The sequence below is a fragment of the Rhodococcus sp. 077-4 genome, assembly GCF_047782425.1.
GTDB lineage: Bacteria > Actinomycetota > Actinomycetes > Mycobacteriales > Mycobacteriaceae > Rhodococcoides.
The window spans coordinates 42,899-68,316 of the sequence record NZ_JAJPWC010000007.1 but is presented as its reverse complement, the minus strand read 5'-3'; the positions used below and the strand labels follow the sequence as shown (position 1 = coordinate 68,316).

At 61.5% G+C, this 25,418-nt stretch carries 23 protein-coding genes; 18 read left to right on the top strand and 5 right to left on the bottom strand.

All coding sequences use genetic code 11. The features are described from left to right. Window positions 1-112: 112 nt before the first annotated feature. The 3 genes from ACNEOT_RS24030 to ACNEOT_RS24020 are packed head-to-tail and all read right to left on the bottom strand — an operon-like array spanning window position 113 to window position 2,440. Window positions 113-823 carry a TetR/AcrR family transcriptional regulator gene (locus ACNEOT_RS24030; protein WP_415977208.1) on the bottom strand — a complete coding sequence of 237 codons (711 nt, stop codon included), beginning with the start codon at window positions 821-823 and terminating at the stop codon, window positions 113-115. A 31-nt stretch (window positions 824-854) separates the two neighbouring features. Beyond that, window positions 855-1,280, bottom strand: coding sequence for a Zn-ribbon domain-containing OB-fold protein (locus tag ACNEOT_RS24025; protein ID WP_415977206.1), 426 nt, complete (start codon window positions 1,278-1,280; stop codon window positions 855-857). Continuing rightward, window positions 1,277-2,440: a thiolase C-terminal domain-containing protein gene (locus tag ACNEOT_RS24020; RefSeq protein WP_415977204.1), complete on the bottom strand. Its 1,164-nt coding sequence runs from the start codon at window positions 2,438-2,440 to the stop codon at window positions 1,277-1,279. Before ACNEOT_RS24020 ends, ACNEOT_RS24025 begins: the two co-directional genes overlap by 4 nt. A 173-nt stretch (window positions 2,441-2,613) precedes the next feature. Here ACNEOT_RS24020 and ACNEOT_RS24015 point away from each other — a divergent pair, with 173 nt between their 5' ends. The 14 genes from ACNEOT_RS24015 to ACNEOT_RS23950 all read left to right on the top strand — a co-directional run bounded on the left by ACNEOT_RS24015 (window position 2,614) and on the right by ACNEOT_RS23950 (window position 17,661). Continuing rightward, a complete protein-coding gene (locus ACNEOT_RS24015; RefSeq protein WP_415977202.1) occupies window positions 2,614-3,378 on the top strand; it encodes a hypothetical protein in 765 nt (254 codons plus the stop codon). Between the two features lie 41 nt (window positions 3,379-3,419). Continuing rightward, window positions 3,420-4,340 (top strand): LLM class F420-dependent oxidoreductase, encoded by a 921-nt coding sequence (locus ACNEOT_RS24010; RefSeq protein WP_415977201.1) that lies wholly within the window; start codon window positions 3,420-3,422, stop codon window positions 4,338-4,340. Between the two features lie 91 nt (window positions 4,341-4,431). Further along, window positions 4,432-5,517 carry an LLM class flavin-dependent oxidoreductase gene (locus tag ACNEOT_RS24005; RefSeq protein ID WP_415977200.1) on the top strand — a complete coding sequence of 362 codons (1,086 nt, stop codon included), beginning with the start codon at window positions 4,432-4,434 and terminating at the stop codon, window positions 5,515-5,517. 34 nt (window positions 5,518-5,551) lie between these two features. Next, entirely contained in the window at window positions 5,552-7,075 is a 1,524-nt protein-coding gene (locus ACNEOT_RS24000; protein WP_415977198.1) for an AMP-binding protein, read from the top strand. A gap of 3 nt (window positions 7,076-7,078) precedes the next feature. Then, complete coding sequence (locus tag ACNEOT_RS23995; protein WP_415977196.1) at window positions 7,079-8,689, top strand: AMP-binding protein; 1,611 nt, start codon at window positions 7,079-7,081, stop codon at window positions 8,687-8,689. Further along, window positions 8,686-9,534, top strand: a complete 849-nt coding sequence (locus ACNEOT_RS23990; protein ID WP_415977195.1) for an SDR family NAD(P)-dependent oxidoreductase — start codon at window positions 8,686-8,688, stop codon at window positions 9,532-9,534. Before ACNEOT_RS23995 ends, ACNEOT_RS23990 begins: the two co-directional genes overlap by 4 nt. 51 nt (window positions 9,535-9,585) lie before the next feature. Next, window positions 9,586-10,749, top strand: coding sequence for an acetyl-CoA C-acetyltransferase (locus ACNEOT_RS23985; protein ID WP_415977194.1), 1,164 nt, complete (start codon window positions 9,586-9,588; stop codon window positions 10,747-10,749). Between the two features lie 30 nt (window positions 10,750-10,779). Continuing rightward, window positions 10,780-12,285 (top strand): aldehyde dehydrogenase family protein, encoded by a 1,506-nt coding sequence (locus ACNEOT_RS23980; RefSeq protein WP_415977192.1) that lies wholly within the window; start codon window positions 10,780-10,782, stop codon window positions 12,283-12,285. A gap of 25 nt (window positions 12,286-12,310) precedes the next feature. Then, a complete protein-coding gene (locus ACNEOT_RS23975) occupies window positions 12,311-12,958 on the top strand; it encodes a TetR/AcrR family transcriptional regulator (protein ID WP_415977191.1) in 648 nt (215 codons plus the stop codon). A 100-nt stretch (window positions 12,959-13,058) separates the two neighbouring features. Next, window positions 13,059-13,661, top strand: a complete 603-nt coding sequence (locus ACNEOT_RS23970) for a hypothetical protein (protein WP_415977189.1) — start codon at window positions 13,059-13,061, stop codon at window positions 13,659-13,661. A 105-nt stretch (window positions 13,662-13,766) separates the two neighbouring features. Next, the gene (locus ACNEOT_RS23965; RefSeq protein ID WP_415977188.1) at window positions 13,767-14,954 is read left to right on the top strand and encodes an LLM class flavin-dependent oxidoreductase; all 1,188 of its coding nucleotides are present in this window, start codon (window positions 13,767-13,769) and stop codon (window positions 14,952-14,954) included. Further along, on the top strand, window positions 14,951-15,700 hold the full coding sequence (locus ACNEOT_RS23960; protein ID WP_415977186.1) for an SDR family NAD(P)-dependent oxidoreductase: 750 nt from the start codon (window positions 14,951-14,953) through the stop codon (window positions 15,698-15,700). The genes ACNEOT_RS23965 and ACNEOT_RS23960 overlap by 4 nt, the downstream gene beginning before the upstream one ends. A 40-nt stretch (window positions 15,701-15,740) precedes the next feature. Continuing rightward, window positions 15,741-16,727 carry an alpha/beta hydrolase gene (locus tag ACNEOT_RS23955; RefSeq protein WP_415977185.1) on the top strand — a complete coding sequence of 329 codons (987 nt, stop codon included), beginning with the start codon at window positions 15,741-15,743 and terminating at the stop codon, window positions 16,725-16,727. 4 nt (window positions 16,728-16,731) lie between these two features. Next, on the top strand, window positions 16,732-17,661 hold the full coding sequence (locus ACNEOT_RS23950; protein ID WP_415977184.1) for a TIGR03621 family F420-dependent LLM class oxidoreductase: 930 nt from the start codon (window positions 16,732-16,734) through the stop codon (window positions 17,659-17,661). Window positions 17,662-17,745: 84 nt separating this feature from the next. Here the strand turns inward: ACNEOT_RS23950 and ACNEOT_RS23945 are convergent, their stop codons facing one another. Next, window positions 17,746-18,516 (bottom strand): SDR family NAD(P)-dependent oxidoreductase, encoded by a 771-nt coding sequence (locus ACNEOT_RS23945; RefSeq protein WP_415977183.1) that lies wholly within the window; start codon window positions 18,514-18,516, stop codon window positions 17,746-17,748. Window positions 18,517-18,637: 121 nt separating this feature from the next. On the opposite strand from ACNEOT_RS23945, the gene ACNEOT_RS23940 reads away from it, so the two are divergent. The 3 genes from ACNEOT_RS23940 (at window position 18,638) to ACNEOT_RS23930 (ending at window position 22,105) form a co-directional block, all read left to right on the top strand. Beyond that, a complete protein-coding gene (locus ACNEOT_RS23940) occupies window positions 18,638-19,471 on the top strand; it encodes an SDR family NAD(P)-dependent oxidoreductase (protein WP_415977181.1) in 834 nt (277 codons plus the stop codon). Next, the gene (locus ACNEOT_RS23935; protein WP_415977180.1) at window positions 19,468-20,451 is read left to right on the top strand and encodes a phosphotriesterase; all 984 of its coding nucleotides are present in this window, start codon (window positions 19,468-19,470) and stop codon (window positions 20,449-20,451) included. Before ACNEOT_RS23940 ends, ACNEOT_RS23935 begins: the two co-directional genes overlap by 4 nt. A 142-nt stretch (window positions 20,452-20,593) precedes the next feature. Beyond that, the gene (locus ACNEOT_RS23930) at window positions 20,594-22,105 is read left to right on the top strand and encodes an MFS transporter (protein ID WP_415977179.1); all 1,512 of its coding nucleotides are present in this window, start codon (window positions 20,594-20,596) and stop codon (window positions 22,103-22,105) included. A 66-nt stretch (window positions 22,106-22,171) separates the two neighbouring features. Here the strand turns inward: ACNEOT_RS23930 and ACNEOT_RS23925 are convergent, their stop codons facing one another. After that, window positions 22,172-24,385 (bottom strand): acetate--CoA ligase family protein, encoded by a 2,214-nt coding sequence (locus ACNEOT_RS23925; protein WP_415977178.1) that lies wholly within the window; start codon window positions 24,383-24,385, stop codon window positions 22,172-22,174. 89 nt (window positions 24,386-24,474) lie between these two features. On the opposite strand from ACNEOT_RS23925, the gene ACNEOT_RS23920 reads away from it, so the two are divergent. Beyond that, entirely contained in the window at window positions 24,475-25,416 is a 942-nt protein-coding gene (locus ACNEOT_RS23920; RefSeq protein ID WP_415977176.1) for a cyclase family protein, read from the top strand. Window positions 25,417-25,418: the final 2 nt, after the last annotated feature.

Below are 25,418 nucleotides of genomic sequence, written 5' to 3'. Positions count from 1 at the left end.
TTGGTAAGGTTAATCCGAAACAGTGGACGGCGTAATGTGATTGACGATAAAATGCGAATGCGGTGGCCACCGGCAACCGGCAGCCACCGCATTCGGTGGAACTGATACCTGCTCAGCGACTCTTGGCGGCTCGCTTGGCCGGTGCGTATTTGACCTTCTTGACCGCAGTGGACTCCAGTCCCTCCAGGACGAGGTGCAGATACTGGTCGGCCAGTTGCTCGGCGGTGAGCTTGCCGGACGGCGTGAACCACCGGACGGCCACCCACACCGAGTCGCGCAGGAATCGATAGGTGATCACAGGATCCAGGTCGTCGCGGAGTGCGCCCTCGGCGATGCCTGCCTCGATGACTTTGACCCAGATCCGCCGGACATCGTTCTCGGCTTTCGTCAGGTAAGCGAAGCGAGGAAACTGCGTCAGGTAGTTTCGTTCGTTCTGAATGACGGTGATGGCCGCGCGATGGGGACCGAGCGAGATGAAGGCCGCGACTATGAGCTCACGCAGAGTGGTCACCGGATCGTCCTGGCGCCCCACGATGTCCTTGTACGTGGCCATGAGGTTGTCGAGGTAGCTCGACAGAATCTCCTCGATGATGGTTTCTTTGGAATCGAAATGGTGATAGAGGCTGCCGGACAGTACGCCCGCAGCTTCGCCGATCTCGCGAACGGTAGTGGACCGGAAGCCGCGTTCGGCGAACAACTCGGCAGCGATGTCGACCAGCGCCTGGCGTCGTTCGGACCCTTGGTTGGGTTGGACGGCGGACTTCGAACCGGCGCGGCGAGGAGGCGCGGCGGTGTTGCGGGACGACCTCGATGATGCAGCCATGATTGAATTATGCACCCTGGCTGCTCGAGCGCTAGGTTGGTGGCGGTGTGTTGGTCCAGCAGAGAATCGAATGTGGGTCGTTCGAGCTGTCTGTAGGCAAGTCCGTATATCCCGCGGTGACATCCATTCCGACACTCAGATCCCGGCCGGTCGGGTCACCGGACCAGTTCCCTGGTACGACAATATTAGGAGCTTCCGACATCGAAACGAGCACCACTACGTACGGTACCTGTCTGTCTGCTTCGTACGATCGGTGCGACACCATCCATGTCACGACGCGACCGATGCCGTTCGACTGCTGCCAGGACCACTCGAACGATCCGCAGGTGTTGCACAGTGCTCTCGGAGCCCAGCGGAGGGTCGAGCACGACCTGCACGCCTGGAGCATGAGGCGATGGTCGGCCAGCGCCGTCCACCACGGTGCAGAATCGCGATCGGGTGCGGGCAGGGCACTCATGAGTCTCCCTTCAGGACAAGCGCTGAGCTGACGCCCGAGACGTAGCCTGGTTGCCCGGTGCACAGGGCAACCTTGGCATTCGGAACTTGCCTCGGCCCTGCATCGCCGCGCAGTTGAACCACGGCCTCGGCGACATGATTCAAGCCGTGCACATAACCCTCCGACAGGTGCCCACCGTGTGTGTTGACCGGCAACGCACCGGTGAGCGCGGTTTCGCCGGCTGTCACGAATTCGGGCGCACCGTGCCGCGGTACGAGCCCGTAGTCCTCCAACTGCATCAGTACCAGTGGTGTGAAGGCGTCGTACAGTTCCGCGATGTCGACGTCCGCCGGAGAGATACCGGCGTTCGTGTACAGCCTCGGCGCCAGATCGGCGGCACCGCTGACCGAGTACTCCTTGCGTCTGCCGGAGAAGAAGCTGTGCCCGCCGCCGGTAGCGGCACCACCGATCACCACCGGAGTCGATCGAAGGTCCCTGGCGCGTTCGGTCGTCGTGACCACCACCGCGACCCCGGCGTCGGTTTCGAGGCAGCAGTCCAGTAGTCGCAGCGGTTCGCTGATCCATGGTGCGGCCATATAGGCGTCCATGTCCAAGGGCTTGGTCATCATCGCTCTCGGGTTGAGCTGGGCGTGTCGGCGTTGCGTGATCGCGACGTGTCCCAAGTCCTCCGATGTTGCACCCGAGGCGGCCATATAAGCACGACCGGCCATGGCGAACTGTTGCGGCGGAGCTATCAGTCCGTGCGGCACCTGGTATTGGAATTCCACGAGTGTCGGTGCGCCGCGGTCTGTTCCGCCCATCCTGAATTCCGAGCGCGCGTTCAATGCGCGCCAACACACCACGGTGGTCGCTTGCCCGGTCGCCACCGCCATTGCGGCAGCGCCGACCGTAGCGGCCGACATGCTCCCGCCGCCGGTGATGTCGAGCAGAACGTGTGGATCGTCGACCCCCAACGAATGCGCGACGGCGGCAGCCGGAACCGAGTCGCCGACGCCATGGGTGATGAATCCGTCGACGTCGCGAATGGTCAGTCCGGCATCGTCGAGACTGTCGACGATAGCTCTCAGTGCGAGTTCGAGGGTGCTGACGCCCGAGTTCTTCGAGTAGGGGGTCCATCCGACGCCTGCGATCGCGGCGCGGTCTCGCAAGTTCGATGTCATGGAAATCCGTTCGCGTCAGAAGGGCTACCAAGCGAGCGCTTGTCCACACGATATTTCGCTCGCCTCGAAGGTGTCAAACACGTTCGCCAGCGCAGGGGATTGACCCGGCGGTCGGATCCTCGTATGTTTAACTTAACCAAGCGATTGCTCAACTTTTGAGGAAGAGGGACACGATGCCACGCGGGATCTACCTACTCGAAGAAGTGTATTTCCACCCGATGAACTCCAAGAATCCACGCGAGTACCTGCAGTGGTTGGTGGACTACAAGAAGGAGGACGAGGAGCGTTCGAAGTCCGACGCCGAGCTCACCAGCGGTCTTTCGGTCCGGTCCAAAGCGATCGACTTGATCGGAGCTTTCTACGCGATCGGTATCTCCGGGCACGAGCAGTTCAAAGCCGTCACCTTGTGGGACTGCCACGGCGGTTGGGACGGGGGTTGGCGTCAGATGCTCGAGATCTACGAGAACGTGAAACCCGAACTGTTCCTCTCGTCGATCGACGATCTGCGGCACAAGGCATTCTCGCGCCCCATGGGCGCGGTGCAGGGCACACCTGATTTGCAGGAACTGCGCGCGGACAACTTCACATCCCCGTTCTTCTTGCATGAAATCGCTACCGTTCGACCAGGTGCGGCCATCGACTACCTGGCCGCGGTGCGAGAGGAACGTCAGCCCATTTTGGCCGATCACGGACACAAATTGGTCGGGCTGTACGAGGTTCTTCTTTCGGACAGCGAGGTCGTGACTTTCTGGGCTACCGATCTCGACAGTCATCTCAAGACGCAGCGCTCGTACGATGCGGCACTCGGACTGGACGACGAGGCCGAATCGGACCCTCGGCTTCTGGATTGGCGTAAGAGTGCGCGGCAATACCTCGACGGACCGTGGCGAGAGACGCTTCTGGCACCGTTCCCCGGATCAGTGCTCGCGCCGAACTGACGGAGCCGATCGACATGTTCGGACGAAGTGGAGGTCGATCGATGCAGTTCGTACTGGGATTGCCCACCGACAAGGTTCACCAGCCCCACGAATTCTTGACGGCCGACGCCGTTGCCGAGGTGGCACAGGCGGCCGAGGCGGCCGGTTTCGGAGCTGTAGCCGTAACCGATCATCCCTTCCCCCAGGACAAGTGGCTCGCCGGAGGTGGGCATCATGCAATCGATCCGATGGTCGCGCTGTCCTTCGCAGCAGCCGCCACCGAGGTCATCAGACTGATGACCAATATTTATGTGCTGCCGTACCACAACCCATTCCTCACTGCGCGAGCAATATCCAGCCTGGATGTGTTGTCAGGAGGTCGCGTGGTGTTCGGTGCCGCAGTCGGTTACCTGCGTTCCGAATTCAAAGCGTTGGGCCTGGATTACGAGGACAGAGCGGCGCGTACCGACCAGGCGCTTCGTTTGATCACACAGGCGTGGTCGGGGGAGTCCGTGCACACGGTCGACCCCCCTTTCGTGGTGGAGGGGCACACCATGCTTCCCGCGCCGGTGCAGAAGCCGCACCCGCCGATCTGGATCGGCGGAAACAGCAAGCGTGCGATGCGTCGTGTCGTGGAGTTCGGTGAGGGCTGGATGCCGATGCCGCAACCGGCGGGGGTATCGAAGCTGACCCGCACACCGGCGCTGGAGACGATGGACGATCTGGCCGAACGTGTGGACATGCTCAGAGGGATGGCGACCGAGGCGGGACGGAAGCGGCCGGATGTGTGCTTCGTCCCTTTCGGTATGCGAATGACCGACAATCCCGATCACGACACGTTTTCGGCTTTGGGAGAACAGCTTTCGGAATACGAGAGCGCGGGAGTGGATTGGCTTTCGGTTCCGTTCTCCGGTAGCGACCGTGACTCATTGCTGCGGTCCATCGAGGCATTCGAGAAGCTCGTCATCAGAGATAGAAATTGACCCTCGGTCGTAGCGGATCGCACCTCCGCGCCGACGAATCCACAACGTCGCTGACACCGAGTTCGGCGCCGCGAAAAGAAAGGTCCCACACATGTCGATTCCGGAAGACCACCGGCCGATGAAATTCTCCTCGTTTCTGCTCTTCCACAGACCGGACAGAAATCAGTCGTTCAAGGATGTGTACGACTACAACGTTCGGGTCGCCGAGCTGCTCGAAGAATTGCATTTCGACGGACTGTGGGTGTCCGAGCACCATTTTCGCGATTACGGAACTGTGCCGGACCTGTTCACGATGCTCGGCTATCTCGCCGCACGCACCGAGAACATCCGGCTGGGAAGTGGAGTGGCAGTCCTGCCGTTGCACAATCCGATCCACATCGCGGAGTCGGCCGCGCAGGTCGACCTGCTCTCGAACGGCCGCGTCGACCTCGGGATCGGTCGCGGATACCAGAGCATCGAATTCGACGGTTTCGCAATGAGCCTGTCCGAGGCGCGGGAGCGATTCGACGAGGCACTGGACGTGATCACAGGACTGTGGACTCAGACCCCGTTCGAGCACCACGGAAAGTACTACAACACGGGTCAGGTCGAGCTCACCCCTGCGCCGTTGCAGAAACCGCACCCGCCGATCTACGTGGCCGCGGTGAGCCCGGAAACTGTGGAAATGTACGCGAAGAGGGGTCTCCCGATTCTCGCGGATCCGGCTGCACCGTTCCGCAAAGTCCGCCAGGCAGCCGAAAAGTGGCATGAAGTTGCCGGTGAGGCCGGCCATGACACCGAGAACACGGACCTGGTCATCTCTCGATCCGTATGGCTCGCACCGACGGTCGACCAGGCTCGGCAGGATCAGGAACGGTTCGAGAAGCAATTCGACCGAGCTCGGATCTTCAACGAGAAGAGTGCTCCGATCGATTCCAAAACGGGTGAGACCGCAAAGGGATTCGAGTTCTGGGAGGGCCGGTACCTCAAGGGTGGCAGCGTTGGCAACGATTTCCGCTGGGATCAGCTCGAGGTCATCGGCGACCCCGAACGTGTCATCGGCCAGGTGGCAATGCTGCAGGAGTTCGGCTTCAACCACCTCATGTGTGACTTCGGGTCCACACGCCACATGCCGTTCGAGGAATTGAAGAAGACGATCACGTTCTTCGCCAAGGAAGTAATGCCGGCATTCAGGTGAGTGGCCCGATGTTTCGGTTGCGAGGAGAGTATCGATGAGTCACCGAACGACACTGGTCGATGTATTCGAGGAAAATCGGAGAAGTAGGCCCCTTTCTACCGCGGTAGTCGACGGCGACAAGTCCTGGACCTACCGTGAACTGGACGATCGACGGATCGCGCTGGCCGCAGGATTGAGGGACAAAGGGGTCGCAGCGGGAGATCGGATCGTATGGATCGGTGCGAACTCGCACGCTTTGATCGAGTTGATGTCGGCCGCTGCGACGCTCGGTGCGATGGTGTGTCCGGTCAACTGGAGGCAGAGTCACGACGAGCTGGTGTTCGTTCTCGATGACTTGCGACCGGAACTCGTTGTCTGGCAAACGCAATACACACCGGACCAAGCCTCGCTGGCGCGGATGGGTCGTGCCCGGTGGGTCCGCTTCGACGGCGGTGAGGACAGTGACTACGAGTCGGTGATCGCTGAAGGCCGAGCAATGCCGGCCCACGAGAGCCCCGTGTCCGACGAGGCAGCAGTGTTGTTGTTGTACACAGCAGCATTCGACGGCAAGCCGAGTGCGGCAATGATCTCTCACAGGGCACTGATTTCTCACTCTCTCGTGTTGGGGATTCAACGTCGGATCGAAGAGGGGTTCACCTTTCTCACCACAGGCCCGCTGTTTCATGTGGGCACGCAGATGTTCGTATGGGCAGCAATCGTTCTGGGCGGAAAGACTGTGGTAGAGCCCCAGTTCGATGCGCTGGAAACGTGTCGTTTGATCGAGAAAGAGCAGTGCACTGCCGCCGTGCTCTTTCCGCCTATGGTCGATTCCATCATTGCTGCGAATGCGGGGGCCGGCCCACAGGAACAGCTGTACGACATCAGCTCGCTCAGGTTCGGTCCGGGTACCGAAGTGTGGAATTCGATGATCACCGTGGACGACAGTCCCTGGGGGAGATCGAATGCCGGCTACGGCCAGACCGAAGTGGCGGGCATGCTGACCTACCACGGCCTCGGCTCGAACGGGATCGGTACCCACGGTAGACCGAGCCCGTTGGTGCAACTGCGAATCGTGGACCGGGACTGGGACGACGTACCCGATGGTGAGACCGGTGAGATGATCGCCAGAGGATTGCACGTGTTCGACGGCTACTTCGAGCGACCTGATCTGAATTCCCGAAAGTTCCATCGAGGGTGGATGCGCACAGGAGATCTCGGCCGCCGTGAGATGGATGGAACGGTGACGTTCGTGGGACCGGCGTCGAGAATGATCAAGTCGGGGGGAGAGAACATCTACCCGGCGGAGGTCGAGAAGACACTGTCCGCCCATCCACGGGTCAAGTCCGTTGCAGTCATCGGTAGACCGGATCCGGCATGGGGTCAGTCGGTCACGGCCGTAGTGGTCGCAGATGGGCACGTCGACGAGCACGAGCTGATCTCGTTTTTCCGAGATCGCGTCGCGTCGTACAAGAAACCGCGCACGGTGATCTTTGCGGAGAGCATTCCCATGAGTGGTTGGTTTCCCGACTACGACAGTCTCGACCGAATCTATGGCGGTGGAGGGTACCCCGGTTCGTGATCGATGAGCGACACCGAACGACGCGACGAGAAAGGCAGCGGTATGGCAAGAACGAATTACCTCAACTTCGGTAGCGCGATCGTGGGTGAACAACGTCGCCGAGATCCCAGTGGGCCGGCAGTGACCTATCGGGGCGGCGAGGCGATCACCAACGAACAGTTGGACCGCGCGGTCGATCGTCGTGCCCGTGCTCTGCAACAGGCAGGAGTCGGGCGGGGAGAGGTTGTTGCCACGCTTCTGCAATCCACTTTGGCGATAACCGAGGTGTATTTCGCTCAGTCGAAGGTCGGTTCCGTTCTGGCCGCGCTCAATCCGTACTGGCCCGAAGCCACTCTCGTGGGAGTGCTGTCGCGGATACGGCCGACCACTTTTCTGTACGACGCAGCCTTCGACGACGTGGTCGAGTCGATTCGTCCGCACTCCACCGGTATCGAGCGCTGGATTCGCGTCGGCGGGGCCGCCGAAGGTGCGATAGATCTCGATGCGCTGGCGTCGGTGGCCTCGGACGCTCCGTTCGATGCTGTTGCAGGCGGTGACGATCCGCTTGCGCTGTTCTTCACTTCGGGTACAACGGGGCTACCGAAAGCAGTCGAATATTCGCATGCCAGCGCGTTGACGGTCGCTCAGAAGCTGTGGCTCGACGTTCCCGCCGGCCAAGACTGCGCGATCGGTACGGGACCGATAATTTGGGGTGTCGGGTTTATCGCAGTCGCCGCCCCCGCCTTGGCCGCCGGAGCTCGACTGGTGCTCGAGGACGATTTTGCCCCCGACCAATTCCTGGTGACCGTTCCACGGGAAAAGATCACACATATCAGTGTCACACCCAGCTTCTTCTCCCAGTTGTTGGGAAACGACGCCCATGTCGGTGTCGATTTGACCAGCCTCAGGGTTGCTCTTCTCGGAGGGGAGCCACTGTTGCCTTCCTTGCAACGTCGGATAGTCGAGCGTTTTCCACGGTTACAGCTGTACGGGTACTACGGGCAGACGGAGGCACCGTACAGCGTTATCGGTCGGCGCGACGACGGTCTGTTGCCGGAGGGGGCCGTCGGGTTCGCGCGCACCGGTGGGTCGGTACGGGTGGTCGATTCACGAGGTACTCGCGTGACCGATGAGCCAGGAGAAGTTCAACTCTCCGGTCCCCACGTCACATCCGGCTACTACAACCAGCCGGACAAAACTGCGGAAGCTCTCGACGATGGGTGGTTCGACACCGGTGATCTGGGCACGATCGATCGTCTCGGTCGGTTGACCGTCCTGGGTCGTCGAACCGACGCGATCGAGCGAGCCGGTCAGTTTGTTCTTCCCGCGCGTATCGAGGACGCCGCGAGTTCGGTGTCGGGCGTGCACGAAGCTGCAGCAGTAGGTGTCAAGGAACCAGGAGGTGACGACCGCATTCTCCTTGTGGTTCAAGCGGACTCGAACGATTCGGAGATCCGAACGCGTATTCGTGAGGCACTGGCAGCCGACTTACCCGACTGGGCACAGCCCGACGCGATCTTCACCGCTGCGGAACTGCCTCATGCCAACGATGGGTCCGGTGGACGCGGCAAGCTCCTGCGGCGAGAGGTGCTCGCGCAGTGGGGACATTTGACGGAAAGGTTGTCCACACGATGAGTGACCGGACAGGAGCGCTCGATGGCCAGGTGGTGTTGGTTACCGGTGGTGCCAGAGGGCAAGGGCGTTCGCACGCCGTCGCGGCCGCCGAAGCAGGTGCGTCCATCGCTCTGCTCGATGTCTGCGCAGACAACCGAACAACGACGTATCCCCTTGCCGGGCCAAAAGATCTCGCCGAGACCGAGGAACTCGTTCGGGCTGTCGGTGCCGACGTCTTCTCGGTCGAAGTGGACGTGTCGGACGGGCCTGCCACACTCGATGCTGTTGCTCGAGTGAGAGAGAGATTCGGTCGGATCGACGTTCTCGTCGCGAATGCAGGAATACACGGCGGTGGGTCGATCCAGGACGCGTCGCTCGACGTCTGGAGCGGAGTCATCGGAACCAACCTCTCCGGTGTATTTCACAGCATGCGCGCAGTGTCTCCCATCATGATCGAGCAGAATTACGGCCGAATCGTAGCCACGGCGTCCAACCAAGGACGAATGGCCGTTCCGGGATCGGTGCCCTACGTCGCGTCGAAGTGGGGGGTGATCGGGTTGGTCAAGGCGGCCGCCCTGGACCTGGCACAATTCGGGATCACCGTCAATGCCGTTGCCCCGGGCAATACCTCGACGCCGATGGTGCACAACGACGCACTGTACAAAGCCCTTCGCCCGGACCTCGAATCGCCTTCGTGGGCGGACGTCGAACCGGTACTGGCACCCCATCACGTTCAGCCGGTCACGTTGTTGAGGCCGGAAGAGATCACTGCGGCCGTGATGTTCTTGATCGGGCCGTCGACACCCCATATCACTGGGTCCGTCATCGACGTCAACGCTGGATCGGCCGCTCGTTACACGGCTTGATCGACGTTTTCGGTCACCGAGGTCCGACGCGGTCATTACGAAAGGAACGACATGCCAGAAGCTTTCATCGTCGATGCGGTACGTACGCCGGGTGGTAGGCGAGGCGGATCGCTTGCCGCGGTCCACCCGATCGACCTCGGCGCAGAGGTCCTCCAAGGACTGTTGAATCGCGTCGACGTCGATCCGGCAGCGGTCGACGATGTGATTTTCGGCTGTGTGGACACGATCGGCCCGCAGGCAGGAAATATCGCTCGAAGCAGTTGGTTGGCCGGCGGCTATCCGGAGGCTGTGCCCGGCACGACAGTCGACAGGCAGTGTGGGTCATCGCAGCAGGCAGTACATTTCGGCGCACAGGCCATTCTGTCCGGTACGGCGGATCTCATCGTCGCAGGTGGAGTCCAGCACATGAGTTCACTGCCGATCAGCTCGGCAATGCTGGCGGGCCGGGAATACGGTTACGAAGATCCGTTCTCGGGGTCGAAGAAGTGGCAAGAACGCTACGGTTCCCAACCTGTCGGGCAGTTTCACGCCGCCGAGCTGATCGCCGAGAAATGGAACATCTCGAGAACAGCGATGGAGGAGTTCGCGCTGTCCAGTCACCGACGTGCGCTCGCGGCTTCGGATGCTGGGCGTTTTGCGAACGAGCTGGTCTCGGTGAACGACCTGGACCGGGACGAAGGTCCGCGCGCCGACACCTCGCTCAAGAAGATGGCGGGCCTGAGAACGTTGGTCGAGGGTGGTCGGTTGACTGCTGCCGTGTCGAGTCAGATCACAGATGGCGGATCTGCGCTGCTGCTCGCTTCGGAACGCGCCGTCGCGGAGCACGGTTTGACTCCGCGGGCTCGAATTCACCACTTGTCGGTTCGCGGCGACGACCCGATCTTCATGCTCACCGCGCCCATTCCTGCCACCGAGTTCGCGTTGCGCAAAGCGGGTCTGGATGCAAGCGATATTTCTGCAGTGGAGATCAACGAAGCCTTCGCCTCTGTGGTGTTGGCCTGGCTGAAGGAAATCGATATCGATCCGGCCCTCGTCAACCCGAACGGTGGTGCCATAGCTCTCGGTCACCCGCTCGGTGCAACCGGGACGAAGCTCATGGCGACTCTGCTGAACGAATTGGAACGCACCGGAGGTCGCTACGGATTGCAGACCATGTGTGAGGGAGGCGGCACGGCGAATGTGACGATCATCGAGAACCTACGTCACGTCGTATAACTGTTTCGATCTGTCCCAGGGAGAAAAAGCATGTCAATTGCAACGAACGAATCACCGACCGCGCCGTCGTCGAATGTCGTCGACTATCTGCAATTGATCGGCGGTGAATTCAGAGCCGCGTCGAACGGGGGATGGATCGACAGTGTGAATCCGACGACGGGACAGGTGTGGGCCCGAGTACCTGCGGGCAATACCGATGATATCGATCTGGCGGTCGCGGCTGCCAGCGCGGCCTATGAAGACTGGAGGTCGACACCCGCTGCGCAGCGGGCGTCGATCTTGCGCGCCTGGGCGCGCAGCGTCCGTGAACATGCGGACGAATTGTGGCGTTTGGACTCGACGGACAACGGCCGAGCCAGGGTAGAGACGTCGCCCGCAATTCTCGGCGGCGCGGGCCAAATCGAGTTCCATGCAGGTTTGGCGGAGACGATCACGGGCGAGACGGTCGACATTTCCCCTACGGCAAGCACGTATTCGGTGCGAGAACCGTTCGGCGTTGTCGGTCTGATCATTCCGTGGAATGCGCCTTTGGCAATGTTCCTGGCCAAGGTCTCTGCCGCTGTCGCGGCAGGGAACACCATCGTCGTGAAACCGCCGGAACGAGCGTCCGTATCGGTCCTCGCTGCGGCGAGATACCTCGCCGACGCAGGTCTCCCACCCGGTGTCGTCAATGTTGTGACCGGAGAGGGTAGCGCTGCGGGCGAAGCTCTGGTGATACACCCCGAGGTGCGGAAGATCAGTTTCACCGGGTCGACCGCGACGGGTCGGCGGATCACCGAGAAATCGACGTCCAACCTCAAAGTGCTCGGATTGGAATTGGGTGGCAAATCACCCCACATCGTGTTCGCGGATGCGGATCTGGATGCAGCGGCGATCAGTGTGTCGGCCGGGATCTTCACGGGGAGTGCAGGGCAAGCGTGCATTGCCGGGTCGCGAATCCTGATAGAGCGCAGCATCTTCGAAGATTTCGTGGACCGCCTGCGCATTATCGCAAGTCGCATGACGCTCGGTGACCCACTCGCCGAGTCGACGGACATGGGCCCGATAGCGTTCGACACACAATTCGAGAAGGTGCGGGAGTACGTGAAAGTGGGCTCGGCAGAGGGTGCGACGCTGGCCTTCGGAGGCCGGTCGGGAGCCGAGCTGTTCGATGAAGCAAGCCCGTTGTCCGGGGGGTATTTCATCGAACCGACCTTGTTCGTCACAGACGACAACACGTCGAGAATTTGCCAGGAGGAGATCTTCGGTCCGGTTGCGGTGGCACTCGCATTCGATACCGAAGAGGAGGCCGTCGCACTGGCGAACGACTCGCTCTACGGACTCGCTGCGGGCGTGTGGAGCTCGGACTTGGGCAGAGTACATCGTTTGATTCGCCGCATACGCTCGGGCACCGTATGGGTCAACACCTACCGGCGGCTGCACTGGGCCCTACCGTTCAGTGGACAGAAAGAAAGTGGTAATCGTCCGTCGAACGGCCCACACGCACTGGACGAGTGGCTCGAGCACAAGAGCGTATGGATCGAGCACGGAGCCTGACACCGCAAGGTCTACCATCGGGGCAGTGGAGAACAGCCTCGGTCCGCCCCCGGACGTCCAGATGAGTTCGCAGCCCCGTCCAGTGTCACTGCGCGAGCAACAACGGTCCCTGACCCGAGCGCGTCTCGTGGAAGCTGCGATCGACCTGTTCTCGGACGAGGGTTATTCAGCCACGTCGGTCGCCGACATCACCGCGGCAGCGGGCGCGACGCGGGCAACGTTCTACCTCCATTTCAAAACGAAGGCCGAGGTCGCATTGTCGATCCTGGCCGATCTGGATCGACTGTATGTGGGCGTGTTCGACGATCTGGTCACCGTGGTCGCCAACCCCTCGGCTGCCGGCATCAGAGCCTGGTTGGAGGCCAGTGTCGGTATCTGGAAATCGACGCGGTCGGCATCGGTGGCGGTCAACGAAGCAGCGGGCGTCGAAACTTCGCTGGCGCAGGCGCGTGCTCGCAGCTTCGATCACGACATCGAGCGCGTGACTGTGGCGCTTCGTCAGTCCGGCCGTTGGACCGCCGGACAAGCTGCAGTTCGGGCCGTTCTGATTCTCACGCAACTGGAACAGTTGTTCCTACGGTGGTCCACGCGGGGCGGAGAACTCGACGCGGGCGATGCAGTCGACGTATTGACCAGCATGTGGACGGCCGCACTGGGTGTCGATCTCGACTGAGGTAGGGGGTCGGCAAACTCACGAGACTCCGAGTCTCTTGACTGGACGCTGTGATGCGGGTTACATGGTGGCCCACACCGACATCCGGAAAGAAGATGCAATGACTGCCATACTTCTCCAGCGCCCAGCGGGCCACAGCGCCCAATCTCCGTCATCGTTGGATGTCCTGGCCGTGGCCGGCGTGGTGTATCCCGGTGATATCGCGTTGGTCGGAGCTGCCGTTGGATTGGTAGGTGTGGACCAACCGTGTCTGACGGCAATGTTGACTGCCGGGATGGATTCGAGTCCCCCTGGGGCTCGACTTCTGGACGTACCCAGATCGGCGGAGTTCGCAGACGGACTGTTTCTGGTACTCGACTGCGACGTGGACACCGTCGGCAGTGACGCACTTCGGTCGCAGATCGAGAGTATCTGTGGTGGTGGCGATTTGGCAGGCCGACCGGTCGGTGCGGCAGTGGTGGGCAGCGACTGTTTCAGGTGCAGTCGGGTGCTCGAGTCGATGCGGTCGATCGTCGTGGACGCACACGGTCTTCCGGTTGGTGTCGGAGTTGTCGTCGACGCCACGGACGGCGTCGCGTCGTCGACGGCCGGTGCCGGCCGGCCTGTCCTCTTCGATGTCACGGTTGCGTCGCAACTGGCACTTCTGGGTCGACGCGTCAGCACTCTCGCTGCGGCGCGTCGAAGCCTGCGCCGCCGACGCTGACCGCGTAGTGGAACCTTCGCACATTCCCGGCGCATTTCTGGCCCAAAAAAACCAAGCAAGCACTAGTGTGGCTATCGAGTCATGCACGAGCAGTAAGGACTACGAATGAAATTCTCCATGATCTTCGAAGCGCAGTTGGCGGATCCGACGCCGGAGACCGAACAGCAGCTGTACTTCGATTCGGTGGACCAAGCGGTGTTTGCCGAGGAGATGGGTTTCGACGGTATCTGGGCCGTGGAACACCACGGCTTGGAGCACTACTCACATATGTCGGCCCCGGAGCTGTTTCTCGCGACCGTAGCCGCCAAGACGAGCACGATCCGGCTCGGGCACGGTGCCGTGTGCATGCCGTTCAACTACAACTACCCGACTCGAGTGGCAGAGAAAGCTGCCTTCCTCGATGTGCTGTCGCGTGGACGGGTGAACCTGGGTGCCGCACGCGGCGGCACGCTTCAGGAAGCGGCACTGTGCAATGTGGATCCGAAGACAACCGCTGAGGAAGTCGAAGAAGCACTGCGGATCGTGTCCTCGGCGTGGCGGAGCGATGACTTCGAGTACCACGGAAAACTTCTCGACATCCAAGCTCCCCCGGGAAATTCCCCCCTGCGCATCCTTCCGCGCCCCGTCCAGAGGCCGCACCCGCCACTGTTCCTCGCAAGTACGAAACCGGACACGGTGGAGCACTCGGCCGAATTGGGCGTCGGCGCGTTGATTTTCGGTTTCGGAGGACTGGAGAGCATCGCTCATCAGCACAAGCTCTACTGGGATCGAGTGAAGAGCCGCTCCGGCGAGAATCTGGTGTCGGACGTCACCAACGACTACTTCGTCGCGCTGTGCCCCACAATCGTGTTGCCGGACGAGCAGGAAGCGAAGGAAATCGGTGCACGGGGTCAGCGCTTCTTCGGTGAGTCGATCGGTTATTGGCACCTCGGCGGCGAAAATCCTCCTTCAGGTAATACCGTCGGGGAGGACAACATTTCGTACATGCGGAACGCGGCTGCCGACCGTGCAGCAGCGTACGACCGCGGTGAGCTCCCTCAGTATTCCGAGCGTTCGCTGGCGGCGGCCAACTTCAACATCGACCACGCCTACGGAACCGTGCAGACTGCCATCGATTACGTCAAGGATCTCGAAGAGCTCGGTGTGGACGAAGTTCTCTGCCTCATCCAGATGGGAACGGTTCCGCAAGAAGTGTGCATGCAGACCATCCGTGCATGGGGCGAACATGTGATCCCATACTTCAAGACTCCGGTCGAGGAGCGTGCTGTTGCGCGCGTGAACGCAACGGTATGACCGAACTGGATGGAGCCGTAGCGTTGATCACCGGCGCTGCACGCGGGCAGGGCGCGGCGGAGGCCGCGGCATTCGCCGCCGAGGGTGCCCGAGTGATCATCACCGACGTCGACACCGACGCAGGTAGTGCAACGGCCGCCGAACTCGGGCCGGCCGTCGAGTTCCTCCATCTCGATGTCGCCGACGAAGAGGAGTGGCGTAGCGCAGCAGCCTTTGTCGAGTCGAAGTACGGTCGCCTCGACATCTTGGTCAACAATGCTGCGCTGTACCGAACGGGTCCGTTGATCGCACAGACGGCGCAGGAGATCGACGCCATTCTGTCGGTCAATGTGAAGGGGCCGATACTCGGTATCGCAGCATGCGCACCCCTCATGGGGGCATCCGGTGGTGGCAGCATCATCAATGTGTCGTCGGCAGCGGGCTTGACCGGCTATCCCGAGCACGGGGTGTACGGAGCGTCGAAATGGGCGCTGCGCGGTGTCACGAAAGTCGCTGCCGTAGAGCTGGCTGCGGACAGAATTCGCGTCAACACGGTAGTTCCCGGTGCTATCGAGGGTCGCATGCTGTCGTCGAACATCTCCGACGCCGAGATGGCGGACCCGAGTACATGGGCCGGGGTACCGCTCGGGCGACCGGGCCGAGTCGAGGAAGTGGCATCCGCTGTGCTGTTCCTGGCGTCGAGAGGCTCGTCGTATGTGACCGGAACCGAGTTGGTCGTCGACGGCGGGTCCACGGGGACGAACTGAGACCAGCGTCGAGCTCCGATCGAGAAAGAAGGAAACCGTTTTGGACGCGGAAATGATGGCGGTGCTGGAGAATTTTCCGGTACTGCAATTCGAAGACCCTGCAGCACAGCGGCAATGGTTCGCCGAGCGTGTCGCGGAGATGCCGAGCGTCGATCTGCCGGACGGGATCGAGTTCGATGAGATCGTGCTGCAGTCGGCTCGTGGCGAGCACGGAATTCCGGTCCGTCGCTACCGGTCGGAGACCGCGGAAACCGACGGGCCGATCATCGTGTGGATACACGGTGGGGGCTTCTGCATCGGAACTGCTGCCGAAGACGAGGGACTGTGCGTATTCCTGGCGCGCAACCTGTCGGCTGTGGTGTTGTCCATCGAGTATCGACTCGCGCCCGAATTTCCGTTTCCCGCTGGATTCGACGATTGCTGGGACGTGTTGACAGCGGTGCTCACCCGTTCCGCACATGTGGTCCCCGGCGACAATCTCACGGGACCTGTTCTGATCGGCGGAGGTAGTGCGGGTGCGTGCCTTGCCTCGGTGTTGGCGATCAGAGCGCGGGACGAAGGCCTGCCCGCCATTTCGACACAGTTCTTGGTCTCGCCGTTTCTGGATCCAGCCGTGAACAGTGAGGCCGCAGTCCGTTTCGGCAACGCAGCAGTGTTCGACTCGGCCGATGCGGTCCACTGTTGGCGTCACTACCTAGGTGCTGATCGCGACAATCCGCCGCAGTACTCGACCCCGCTCGTCACAAATGACTTGGCGAACGTTGCACCGGCGTATGTGGTTGTTGCAGGCAATGATTGCCTCCGGGACGACGGAATTCAGTACGCGCGTGCATTGATGTCCTCGTCCGTCGATACCGAGCTGCATGTGGTTCCCGGTGTCCCACACGGATTCACCGGGGTGGCTCCACAGGCGGTCGTCAGCCGACGAATACGTCAGGAAATTCTCGACGTACTGACCGCACACGTCGCACGCGTGCGCTCACAGCGCACTCCCGAACCCACGAACCACGTCGACGAACAGAGGTAAGGCAATGGCAGAAGCATCGGATGTCAAGAAATTCAAATTCGGGGTAGTGGTACGAAAGGCCGACTCGGGCCGGGAGTGGGCGGACCGAGCCCGCTTGGTCGAAGACAGCGGGTTCGAAAACCTGCTCATGCCAGACCATTTCGTCGGTCCAAGGTTCGCACCGATTGCAGCATTGTCTGCGGCCGCCGCGGCGACATCGACGCTCCGGATCGGAACTCTGGTGTTCTCCAACGACTACCGACACCCGGTTGTACTCGGCAAGGAGCTGGCAACACTCGACGTTCTGTCCGACGGCCGACTCGACGTCGGACTCGGAACAGGCTGGATGCGCGAGGACTACGACCGAGCAGGTCTTTCGTTCGACCCGCCGAAAGTACGATTCGACAGATTCGTCGAAGCGATGGACGTTCTCCGTGGCGTATGGAGCGAAGGCCCGTTCAGCTATGAAGGGGAGTATTTCAAGATCGACGAATTGATTCAGGAGCCGAAGCCGATTCAGAAACCGTTCCCCAAGTTCCTGTTGCCGGGAGGCGGACCGAAAATGCTTCGGATGGCGGGAAAATATGCCAACTACGTCAATCTGACGCTCAAGGTTCGTGCCGACGGTTCCGCACCCGACGAGAGCGACGGGGGTCTCGAATCCTTCCTTGGAAAGATCGAAACGATCAGGAAGGCTGCAGGGGACCGCTTCGGTGATATCGATCTGGGTACGAGTATTCAGCAGGTCGGAATGCCGACAGCCCAGGAAAATTGGAGCGCGGTCAATCTGACTCAGCAGAACGATACTCCGCAGATCCTACTCGGGACCACCTCGGACATGGTCGAGAAACTTCGGTTCTGGCGAGATACCCATGGGCTCAACTACTTCGTTCTCCACAACGACAAAGATCTGGAGACGTTTGCACCTGTGGTTCGTGAGCTGGCCGGCACGTAGTTCGATACCGAAAATGTTCGGGGCTCTTCGTCCTGTCGGACGAAGAGCCCCGAACTGTATCGAGACCGGAGTTCGGCGATGGCCTCAGACTCCGTAGCCGCCATCGACGTCGAGCATCTGGCCGGAGATGAAGTCGGCACGGTCCGAGGCAAGAAACGCGACTGCTTCGGCGATATCCTGGGCATCACCGAAGCGCCGTAGAGGAATGTTCCGCTTGGTGATTTCGAGGGCGGCGTCGTCGAGTTCACCGCTTGCGATGAGGCGGGCCGCCATGCCATCGGTGAGCATGCCCGGTCCGACGCAGTTGACGCGTATTCCGAACCGGCCTTCCTCGGCGGCCAAGCCGAGCGCCAATTGTTCCACTGCGCCTTTCGTCGACGAGGACAGTCCGTCGCGTACAGGGAAGCGTCGGGTGGCAGCGGTGCTCACCACCACGATGTTCCCTTTGCTCGTTCGGAGGTGCCGCAGGCTCGAATGCGCCAGGTTGAAAAAGGCCGCAGCGTCGGAGTCGAGTTGTTTCTTGAACTGTGCGGGTGTCACTCGGCTCAGGTGAATCATCGGCACGTGGGGGCCGGCCGCGTAGACGACCGTGTGGAGACCGCCGAAGTGGGCTGCGGTGCGCTCGATTACGTGAGCAGTGGCATCGGCATCGGAGAGGTCGAGTTGCTCGGCCGAAGCCTTGGCCCCACGTTCCTCGATCTCGGCGACCAGATCGTGTGCTCCTGCCCGATTACCGTGAAATGTGAACGCGACGTTGCTTCCCCGTTCGGCCAACGTCAGGGCTATCGCGCGGCCGATCCCGCCGGTGCCGCCTGCGACGAAACTGGTTCCAACTCGCTGCGAGAAATCGTCCATCGGCCTACTTCCTGTTTCCTCGACACTGTGGTGTCGACAAGTGATTCCAAACGAGACTACCAAGCAACTGCTTGCTTTACTATTGGTTCGAGACCCAATCGACAGGCGAGGAGGTGCCCGTATGGGTACGTGGAAAAATGGAACAGTGGCCGTGGTGACCGGTGCTGCGCAAGGAGTCGGTCGTGCGACGGCATTGCGGTTGGCGCAAGAAGGCGTTTCGGTGATCGTCGACGATGTGCAGCGGGACAAGTTGCACTCGGTGGCCGACGAAATAACGAGGGCCGGCGGTTCTGCACACCCGTTCGTCGCGGACGTTGGGGTGCAGAGTGAGGTCGCTGCCCTCATCGACGAAGCCGAACGGGTGTACGGGGGTGTCGACATCCTCATCAACAATGCAGTCGCCTACGGCGGACCCGAGGAAGCCGACATCAACGTCGAGTCCACTCCGGACGCAGCGTGGGATCGGACCTTCGCCGTCAACTTCTACGGCGCGGTCTGGGGTACCCGCTACGCCATCCCGTCCATGCAGCGGCGCGGGGGAGGAGTGATCGTCAACGTCGGATCGACGTCCGGTTTCAGCGGTGACACCGTTCATGCGGCATATGCGGCATCCATGGCGGCGAAATACTCGTTGACGCGCTCCACCGCAACCTCGCACGGTAAGCGCGGCATCAGAGCCAACGCGATCGCGTCGGGGTTGATTCTGAGTCCGACGGCCCGAAAGAACCTGTCCGAGGAGAAGCTTGCGGCGTACGACGCGAACCTTTTGGTAGAAGACTTCGCGGAGCCCGAGGACCTGGCATCGGTAATTGTGTTTCTTGCCAGTTCGGAGTCGAAATACATCACCGGTCAGACGCTCACGGCCGACGGCGGATTTCAGGCGCATCAGCCGTGGCACGCGCAGAATCACATCGTCCATCCCCAGGCGCCGATTCATGAGCCGGTACTGCGGTGACTACCACCGTCTCGACTGCCGGCGGACCGGTGAACGTCGGCGCTCTCGGGCGCACGCTGATGCACGAGCACATCTTCGTGACCAGCCCCGAAGTCCAACAGAACTGGCCGGACTACCCCGAGTCCTGGGACGAGGAGGCCCAGATCGACGAGGCGGTTCGGCGTCTGTCCGCTCTCAAGAGCCGCGGCTTCGACACTCTCGTCGACCTGACTGTCATCGGGCTCGGGCGTTACGTACCGCGAGTGGTCGAAGTGGCCAAACGATCCGATGTCAACATTCTGGTGGCTACCGGCGCATACGTGCTGTCCGAATTGCCCGTGTACTTTCATTACCGTGGCCCCGGCACTCCTGCAGGTGGCCCGGATCGGTTGGCGGAGTTCTTCGTTCGCGATATCACCGAAGGGGTTACCGGCACCGGGGTGAGAGCGTCGATGCTCAAGTGTGTCACCGATGAAGCGGGCCTGACCCGCGACGTGGACCGGGTTCTGCGGTCGGTGGCGTTCGCGCACAGGCAAACCGGTGCGCCGATCACGACGCACACGCACTCGGGTTTACGGCGGGGTCTCGATCAGCAGAAGGTGTTCGCCGAAGAAGGCGTCGATCTCGGGCGGGTGGTGATCGGACATTCCGGAGACACCGACGATTACGACTATCTTCAGACCATGGCCGACGCAGGCTCTTACCTGGGTATGGATCGATTCGGCCTCGACACCGTGTCCTTCGAAAAGCGGGTCGAGATCGTCGCGACGATGTGCGACCGTGGCTACTCCTCCAAAATGGTTCTCTCTCATGATACTTCGTGTTTCTCCGACATGTCGGACCCCGTGCGCAGGGCCGAGCTCTATCCACGGTGGAAATGGACGCACATTGCCGACGATGTCGTTCCTGCGTTACGTGAACGAGGAGTGTCGCAAGAACAGATAGACGAAATGCTCATCGAGAATCCGAAGCGAATTCTGTCTCATAGCGGCGGTTACTGATCGTTCGAGTGTCGCGCCTCGGGGGCGGGAACCGAACTAATCGACGCGCAAGTCTTGCCAAGCTAGTGCTTGGTTTGTATCGTGTGGTCCACGACACATTCGTGCCGGTTCCACCGTTGTCCCACTTCGGCAGGAGTCCTCAGTGACCACAGAATCTTCCTCGGCAGCTCGCAGTACGTCGGCCAGTCCGGCACCCCCGTCGTCATCGGACGACGAGGGGGGGTCGGGCTGGTCTCCGAGGTGGATAGCGGCCCTCGTTGTCATCGTCCTGCTCGGTGAGCTGGCGGCCTTCGCCTACAACCTTGTCGCAACTGCTTTGCCGGGAATCAGTGCGTCGTTCGATACGCCGAACCTCGGCTGGGTGATCACCTTGCCCAATCTTGTTGTTGCAGTCCTGGTTGCGGTGATCGGCAAACTTGCCGATCTGCGGGGCAAGCGACTGGTACTCGTTGTGGTCATCGCGTTGTCTGCGCTGGGCGCGGTTATTTCCGCAGTGGCGCCCAGCTACGAGATCTTCCTTCTGGGTCGCGGGTTGCAGGGCCTGATGTACATCACACCGGCGCTCGGATATTCCCTGATCCGGGACGTCTTCCCGAAGAAGCTCATCGCGTTTGCGATCACGGTGACGTTCACCGGTGCGGGGGCGACGTTCGTCGCAGCGCCGTTCCTTGCGGGGTGGCTGATCGATACCATGGGTGCTTTGTCGATCTTCTGGTTCCTGGCCATCTACCAGGTGGTGTGCATCGTAGGCATCCTGGCGTTCATGCCGGAGTCGCCGCTGCGAGTGAAGAGTCGGCTGGATTGGCCGGGCGCTTTGATGCTCGGTGCCGGCGGTGCGGTCGTGGTCTTCGCCCTCGGTGAAGGCGGCACGTGGGGCTGGACGTCGGCGCGATTCATCGGTGTGTTGCTGCTCGGTGCTCTTGGATTCGTTGCCTGGATCATGTGGGACAGGAAGTTCCCTGAGCCGTTGATCGAGCTGCCCTTGCTGCGTAGTCGGCCGGTGTGGACCACGGTTCTGCTGGGTGGGTTCATCTACGCGGCAACCGGTATCGTGTCCTCGCTCGTACCGAGTCTTATCCAAACACCTCGCGAGGTGGGGGAGACCTTCGGTTTCGGTACCGATGCGCTGGGGGTGGCTGTGTACTTGGCTCCGCTGGGAGCGGCCATGGTGATATCGGGGTTCGTGTGCGGCGGCATGGCTCGCAGGTGGGGTATCAAACTTCCCATGCAGTTCGGGTGTGTTTTTCTGTTCGCCGGTGGACTTTCTCTTGCGCTGTGGCATTCCGAAACCTGGCAGGTGGCTTTCGCTCTCGTGGTCTTCGGTGCCGGAATGGGCGCGACGTACGGCGCACTGCCCAACCTCATCGTTCAAGCTGCACCGCCTGAAAAGCAGGGCATCACTGCTGCAATCGCACTCTGTGCGCAGAACCTCGGAACAGCGATGTTGATTCAGATTGCGTTCGGTGTCCTCGCCGGTCACCTACTGGTGTCAGGTGTCGGAACGTACTTCTCCGGAACCGGTTACTCGATAGCGTTCCTCATCGGCGCAGGATGTGCCGTGGTCAGCCTCGCCATCACATTCCTGTTGCCGCACGGGAACCGAGAGAGTGTCTTGGACGTCACGACCGCATCGGATGTCGTCGCACCACACTGACTCGAAGCCCCGACTGCCCGACACCGTCACCGACATCGCCTGCGAAGCAGGCGATGTCGGTGATTGCTAGGTGTGCGTCCTTCCGATCGATGCACGCAGTCGACGTCGGTCGAAGCGTCCTGCCGCCGCGATGGCCGTTGCGGCCTCGTCGAAGTCGCGCACGACGTGAACGGTCGAATGAGCGGTGAACTCGGCAAGTGCAGCTGCATCCTCGGCCGGCGCAACGTCGACGTTCCGCGTCACCACGCAGATGTTGATGTCCAGTTCGGCGGCGGTGAGTGCCTGCAGAGTCGAGACCAGAGGCGCGAGTCCGTTGTCCCCGTAGTTGTAGTAGGCGGCAATGTTGACGTGGACGAGTACATCCGAGTAGACGCCGACGCTGCTGGACAACACCGGTTTCAGAACATCGACGAGAAGGTCGGTCGGTGAGACCGGACCGATCGGAATCTCCAGCGGATTCGCCACCGAAGTTCCTGCGCCGAAACCGGATTCACGAAGTGTGGCGCGTAGGTCGTCGCCGAGCGGAACCAGGTCGAGGCCTGCTCGATCGCACGCGTCGGTTGCAAGAACCGACGCTCCTCCACCGAGACCGACGACCAACACGCCGCCGGCTACGGTGGTGGTGGCCACTCTGCGCTGGAGGTAGGCAAGCGCCGAGAGGTAGTGATCGAGTGTGTACACCATGAACACTCCGGTCGAGTCTGCGATCGCTTTCCAAATCTTGGGACTCGTCGCCATGGACCCGGTGTGCGAGCTGACCGCAGCGGATCCTTGAGCGCTCGACCCTCCCCGCAACACGACGATCGGCTTGATTCCATCGGCGGCACGGAAAGCCGACACCAGCGTCGCACCGTCGTCGGTTCCTTCGAGATAAATCCCGATTACCGAGGTGTCGGGGTCGCTCACCAGCCAGTTGGTCACCTCGCCTTGGCTGACGTCGATGGCGTTGCCGATGCTGACCAGCTTGGAGTAACGTACGCCGCGCCGATCTCCGACGGTGATCATGTCCCCGGAAAGTCCCCCGCTCTGTGAGACGACGGAGACATTTCCGCGGGTCCTCGGAGAATTGAGAGTGAACGTCTGCTTGCCGGCGGGGGAGAAGACGCCGAGGCAATTCGGACCGAGTAACCGCGTGTCGGTCCCGCGAACCGCGGCCGCCAGGCTGTCCTGTAGTGCTTTGCCCTTCGAGCCCATCTCCGCGAATCCGCCGGTCACCACATGCACGAAGCCGACTTTCGAGGCAGCAGCCGACGCGACCAGATCAGGTGTCGCAGCTGCAGGCACTGCTGCGACGACGTAGTCGATGTCGAACGGAATGGCCTCGAACGACGGATATGCCTGCACCCCGTCGATCTCGTCGGCCGTCGGATGAACGGCAACCAAACGGTCCGTCCACCCAGCTTGACGGTATGCCGCCAGGAACCGGTTACCGAAGCTGGATCGCGACGTCGAAGCGCCGGCGACGGCAATCGAGCGAGGCGAGAACAGTCGTTCGAAGTCGTGAACCGCGCTTGTATTTCGACCCCCGAGGCGCAGTGTCGGATCGAGGACGAGCCTTGCGTCGAGAGCCTCGACGCCGTCGGGAGTCGCGACAATGGGGTTGCACTCGAACTCGATCAGGGTGGGGCCGACCACATCGACGAAGCCGCCCTCTCCGCCGATCGCCAGCAGGAAGTCGACAAGGGCCGCGCGGTCGGTAGGTGGACGTCCGCGCGCTCCGCTCAACAGCGGCGCTCCGGGGAACGAGTCGGCCAGCTCTTCGGCGTCGTTTCGCGACAACGGCAGTACGCGGAGTGCATTCAAGTCGAGTAGTTCTGTTGCCACACCACCCAATCCGAGTAGGAGGACGTATCCGAAGGTGGCGTCGCGAACGACGCCGACGATCAACTCGGTGCCCCCGGGATGTTGCTTCTCCACGAGGTAGCCGTCGGGAGTCAAATTCGCCTGCAACAATTTCGCGCTCATGTCGCGCACAGATTGTTCGACGGTCTCACGGGTAATCCCGAGTGCAACGGCCCCTACATCACTCTTGTGGAGGAGTCCGGTGCCGAACGCCTTCACGACCAGAGGTTCGCCCAGGCCGCCGACGGTGTCGCGTGCACCGCGGACGTGGGTGAAGGTGACCGAATCGGGTACGGACACCTGGTGACGACGGAGCAGAGCTTTCACGATGTGTTCGGGTACGAAAACCTCCGGTCGGTTCTGATCGCCTGGATGGAGGGGAATGGCAGCGGCGATCAACGCTGCTTCGGTCGTTCGAGTATCGGCGGGGGCATCCACAGGAGCTCCTAGTCGTCATTGGCGTCGGACATCCATATCATTTAACCAAGCAATTGCTTGGCTGCATACCTGCATGGCAGACTACGACCATGATTTCCGAAGCGGACGTGCCTCCTTCTCGTGGCAACTGGGGGCGATGGGGCGACGCCGACGAGCGGGGTGCAGCCAACCTGCTCACTCCGCAGCGAGTTCTCGACGCGTGCGCGACACCGCGCCGTGGGCAGGCGCTGTCACTTGCGATGCCCATCAAGGGATCCACGTCAGGCCCGGGAGCGACGACGGTTCCGCATCTGCACGGCCGTCCGTTGCCGCAGCATTTCATGTCGATCGACGGAGGTGACTATGCGGCGGGTGCGCGGAAGATCAAGGGGGAGATGTCGGTAGCCGACGATGCGCTGATCGTTTCTCCACACGGGACGACCACGCACATGGATGCGCTCTCCCACATGTGGCGCGGCGACAAACTGTACAACGGGCACAGTTCCGACCGCGTCCGCAGTTACGGCGCAACCCGATGTGGAATCGACAAAGTCGGTCCGATCGTTGCGCGAGGGGTGCTCCTCGATGTCGCTGCTCACCATGAAGTGCCTTTCCTCGACGGCGCCGTCCGCATCGATGCGCAGTTGTTGGAGTCGACTGCCGACGCGCAGGGTGTGGAGGTACGAGCAGGCGACGTCGTTCTGGTTCGCACCGGCTTTTCGACGGTGTTCGGCGACGACCCGGCTCGATATCAGGACGCCCAACCCGGGCTCGACTTTTCGGGGGGATCCTGGTTGGTGGACCAGGATGTCGTTGCCATCGGCAGTGACAACGTGGCAGTCGGTGCACTGGATGTGGGGGGAACGTTCCATGGATCGGTCGACGAGGACATCCATATGTTGACGTTGTGGAGCCACGGCGTCTACCTCATCGAGATGTTGTGGCTCGAGGAGCTCGCCGCGAGCGGTGTCCACGAATTTCTCTTCGTGGCGGCACCACTCCCGATAGAAGGGGGCACTGCGAGTCCCTTGAACCCGATCGCCGTCCTGTAGTT

Bases quoted from the DNA above. Each gene is read 5' to 3' on its own strand.
- ACNEOT_RS24030 (WP_415977208.1), bottom strand. From the start codon at position 823: ATGGCTGCATCATCGAGGTCGTCCCGCAACACCGCCGCGCCTCCTCGC.
- ACNEOT_RS24025 (WP_415977206.1), bottom strand. From the start codon at position 1,280: ATGAGTGCCCTGCCCGCACCCGATCGCGATTCTGCACCGTGGTGGACG.
- ACNEOT_RS24020 (WP_415977204.1), bottom strand. From the start codon at position 2,440: ATGACATCGAACTTGCGAGACCGCGCCGCGATCGCAGGCGTCGGATGG.
- ACNEOT_RS24015 (WP_415977202.1), top strand. From the start codon at position 2,614: ATGCCACGCGGGATCTACCTACTCGAAGAAGTGTATTTCCACCCGATG.
- ACNEOT_RS24010 (WP_415977201.1), top strand. From the start codon at position 3,420: ATGCAGTTCGTACTGGGATTGCCCACCGACAAGGTTCACCAGCCCCAC.
- ACNEOT_RS24005 (WP_415977200.1), top strand. From the start codon at position 4,432: ATGTCGATTCCGGAAGACCACCGGCCGATGAAATTCTCCTCGTTTCTG.
- ACNEOT_RS24000 (WP_415977198.1), top strand. From the start codon at position 5,552: ATGAGTCACCGAACGACACTGGTCGATGTATTCGAGGAAAATCGGAGA.
- ACNEOT_RS23995 (WP_415977196.1), top strand. From the start codon at position 7,079: ATGAGCGACACCGAACGACGCGACGAGAAAGGCAGCGGTATGGCAAGA.
- ACNEOT_RS23990 (WP_415977195.1), top strand. From the start codon at position 8,686: ATGAGTGACCGGACAGGAGCGCTCGATGGCCAGGTGGTGTTGGTTACC.
- ACNEOT_RS23985 (WP_415977194.1), top strand. From the start codon at position 9,586: ATGCCAGAAGCTTTCATCGTCGATGCGGTACGTACGCCGGGTGGTAGG.
- ACNEOT_RS23980 (WP_415977192.1), top strand. From the start codon at position 10,780: ATGTCAATTGCAACGAACGAATCACCGACCGCGCCGTCGTCGAATGTC.
- ACNEOT_RS23970 (WP_415977189.1), top strand. From the start codon at position 13,059: ATGACTGCCATACTTCTCCAGCGCCCAGCGGGCCACAGCGCCCAATCT.
- ACNEOT_RS23965 (WP_415977188.1), top strand. From the start codon at position 13,767: ATGAAATTCTCCATGATCTTCGAAGCGCAGTTGGCGGATCCGACGCCG.
- ACNEOT_RS23960 (WP_415977186.1), top strand. From the start codon at position 14,951: ATGACCGAACTGGATGGAGCCGTAGCGTTGATCACCGGCGCTGCACGC.
- ACNEOT_RS23950 (WP_415977184.1), top strand. From the start codon at position 16,732: ATGGCAGAAGCATCGGATGTCAAGAAATTCAAATTCGGGGTAGTGGTA.
- ACNEOT_RS23945 (WP_415977183.1), bottom strand. From the start codon at position 18,516: ATGGACGATTTCTCGCAGCGAGTTGGAACCAGTTTCGTCGCAGGCGGC.
- ACNEOT_RS23940 (WP_415977181.1), top strand. From the start codon at position 18,638: ATGGGTACGTGGAAAAATGGAACAGTGGCCGTGGTGACCGGTGCTGCG.
- ACNEOT_RS23920 (WP_415977176.1), top strand. From the start codon at position 24,475: ATGATTTCCGAAGCGGACGTGCCTCCTTCTCGTGGCAACTGGGGGCGA.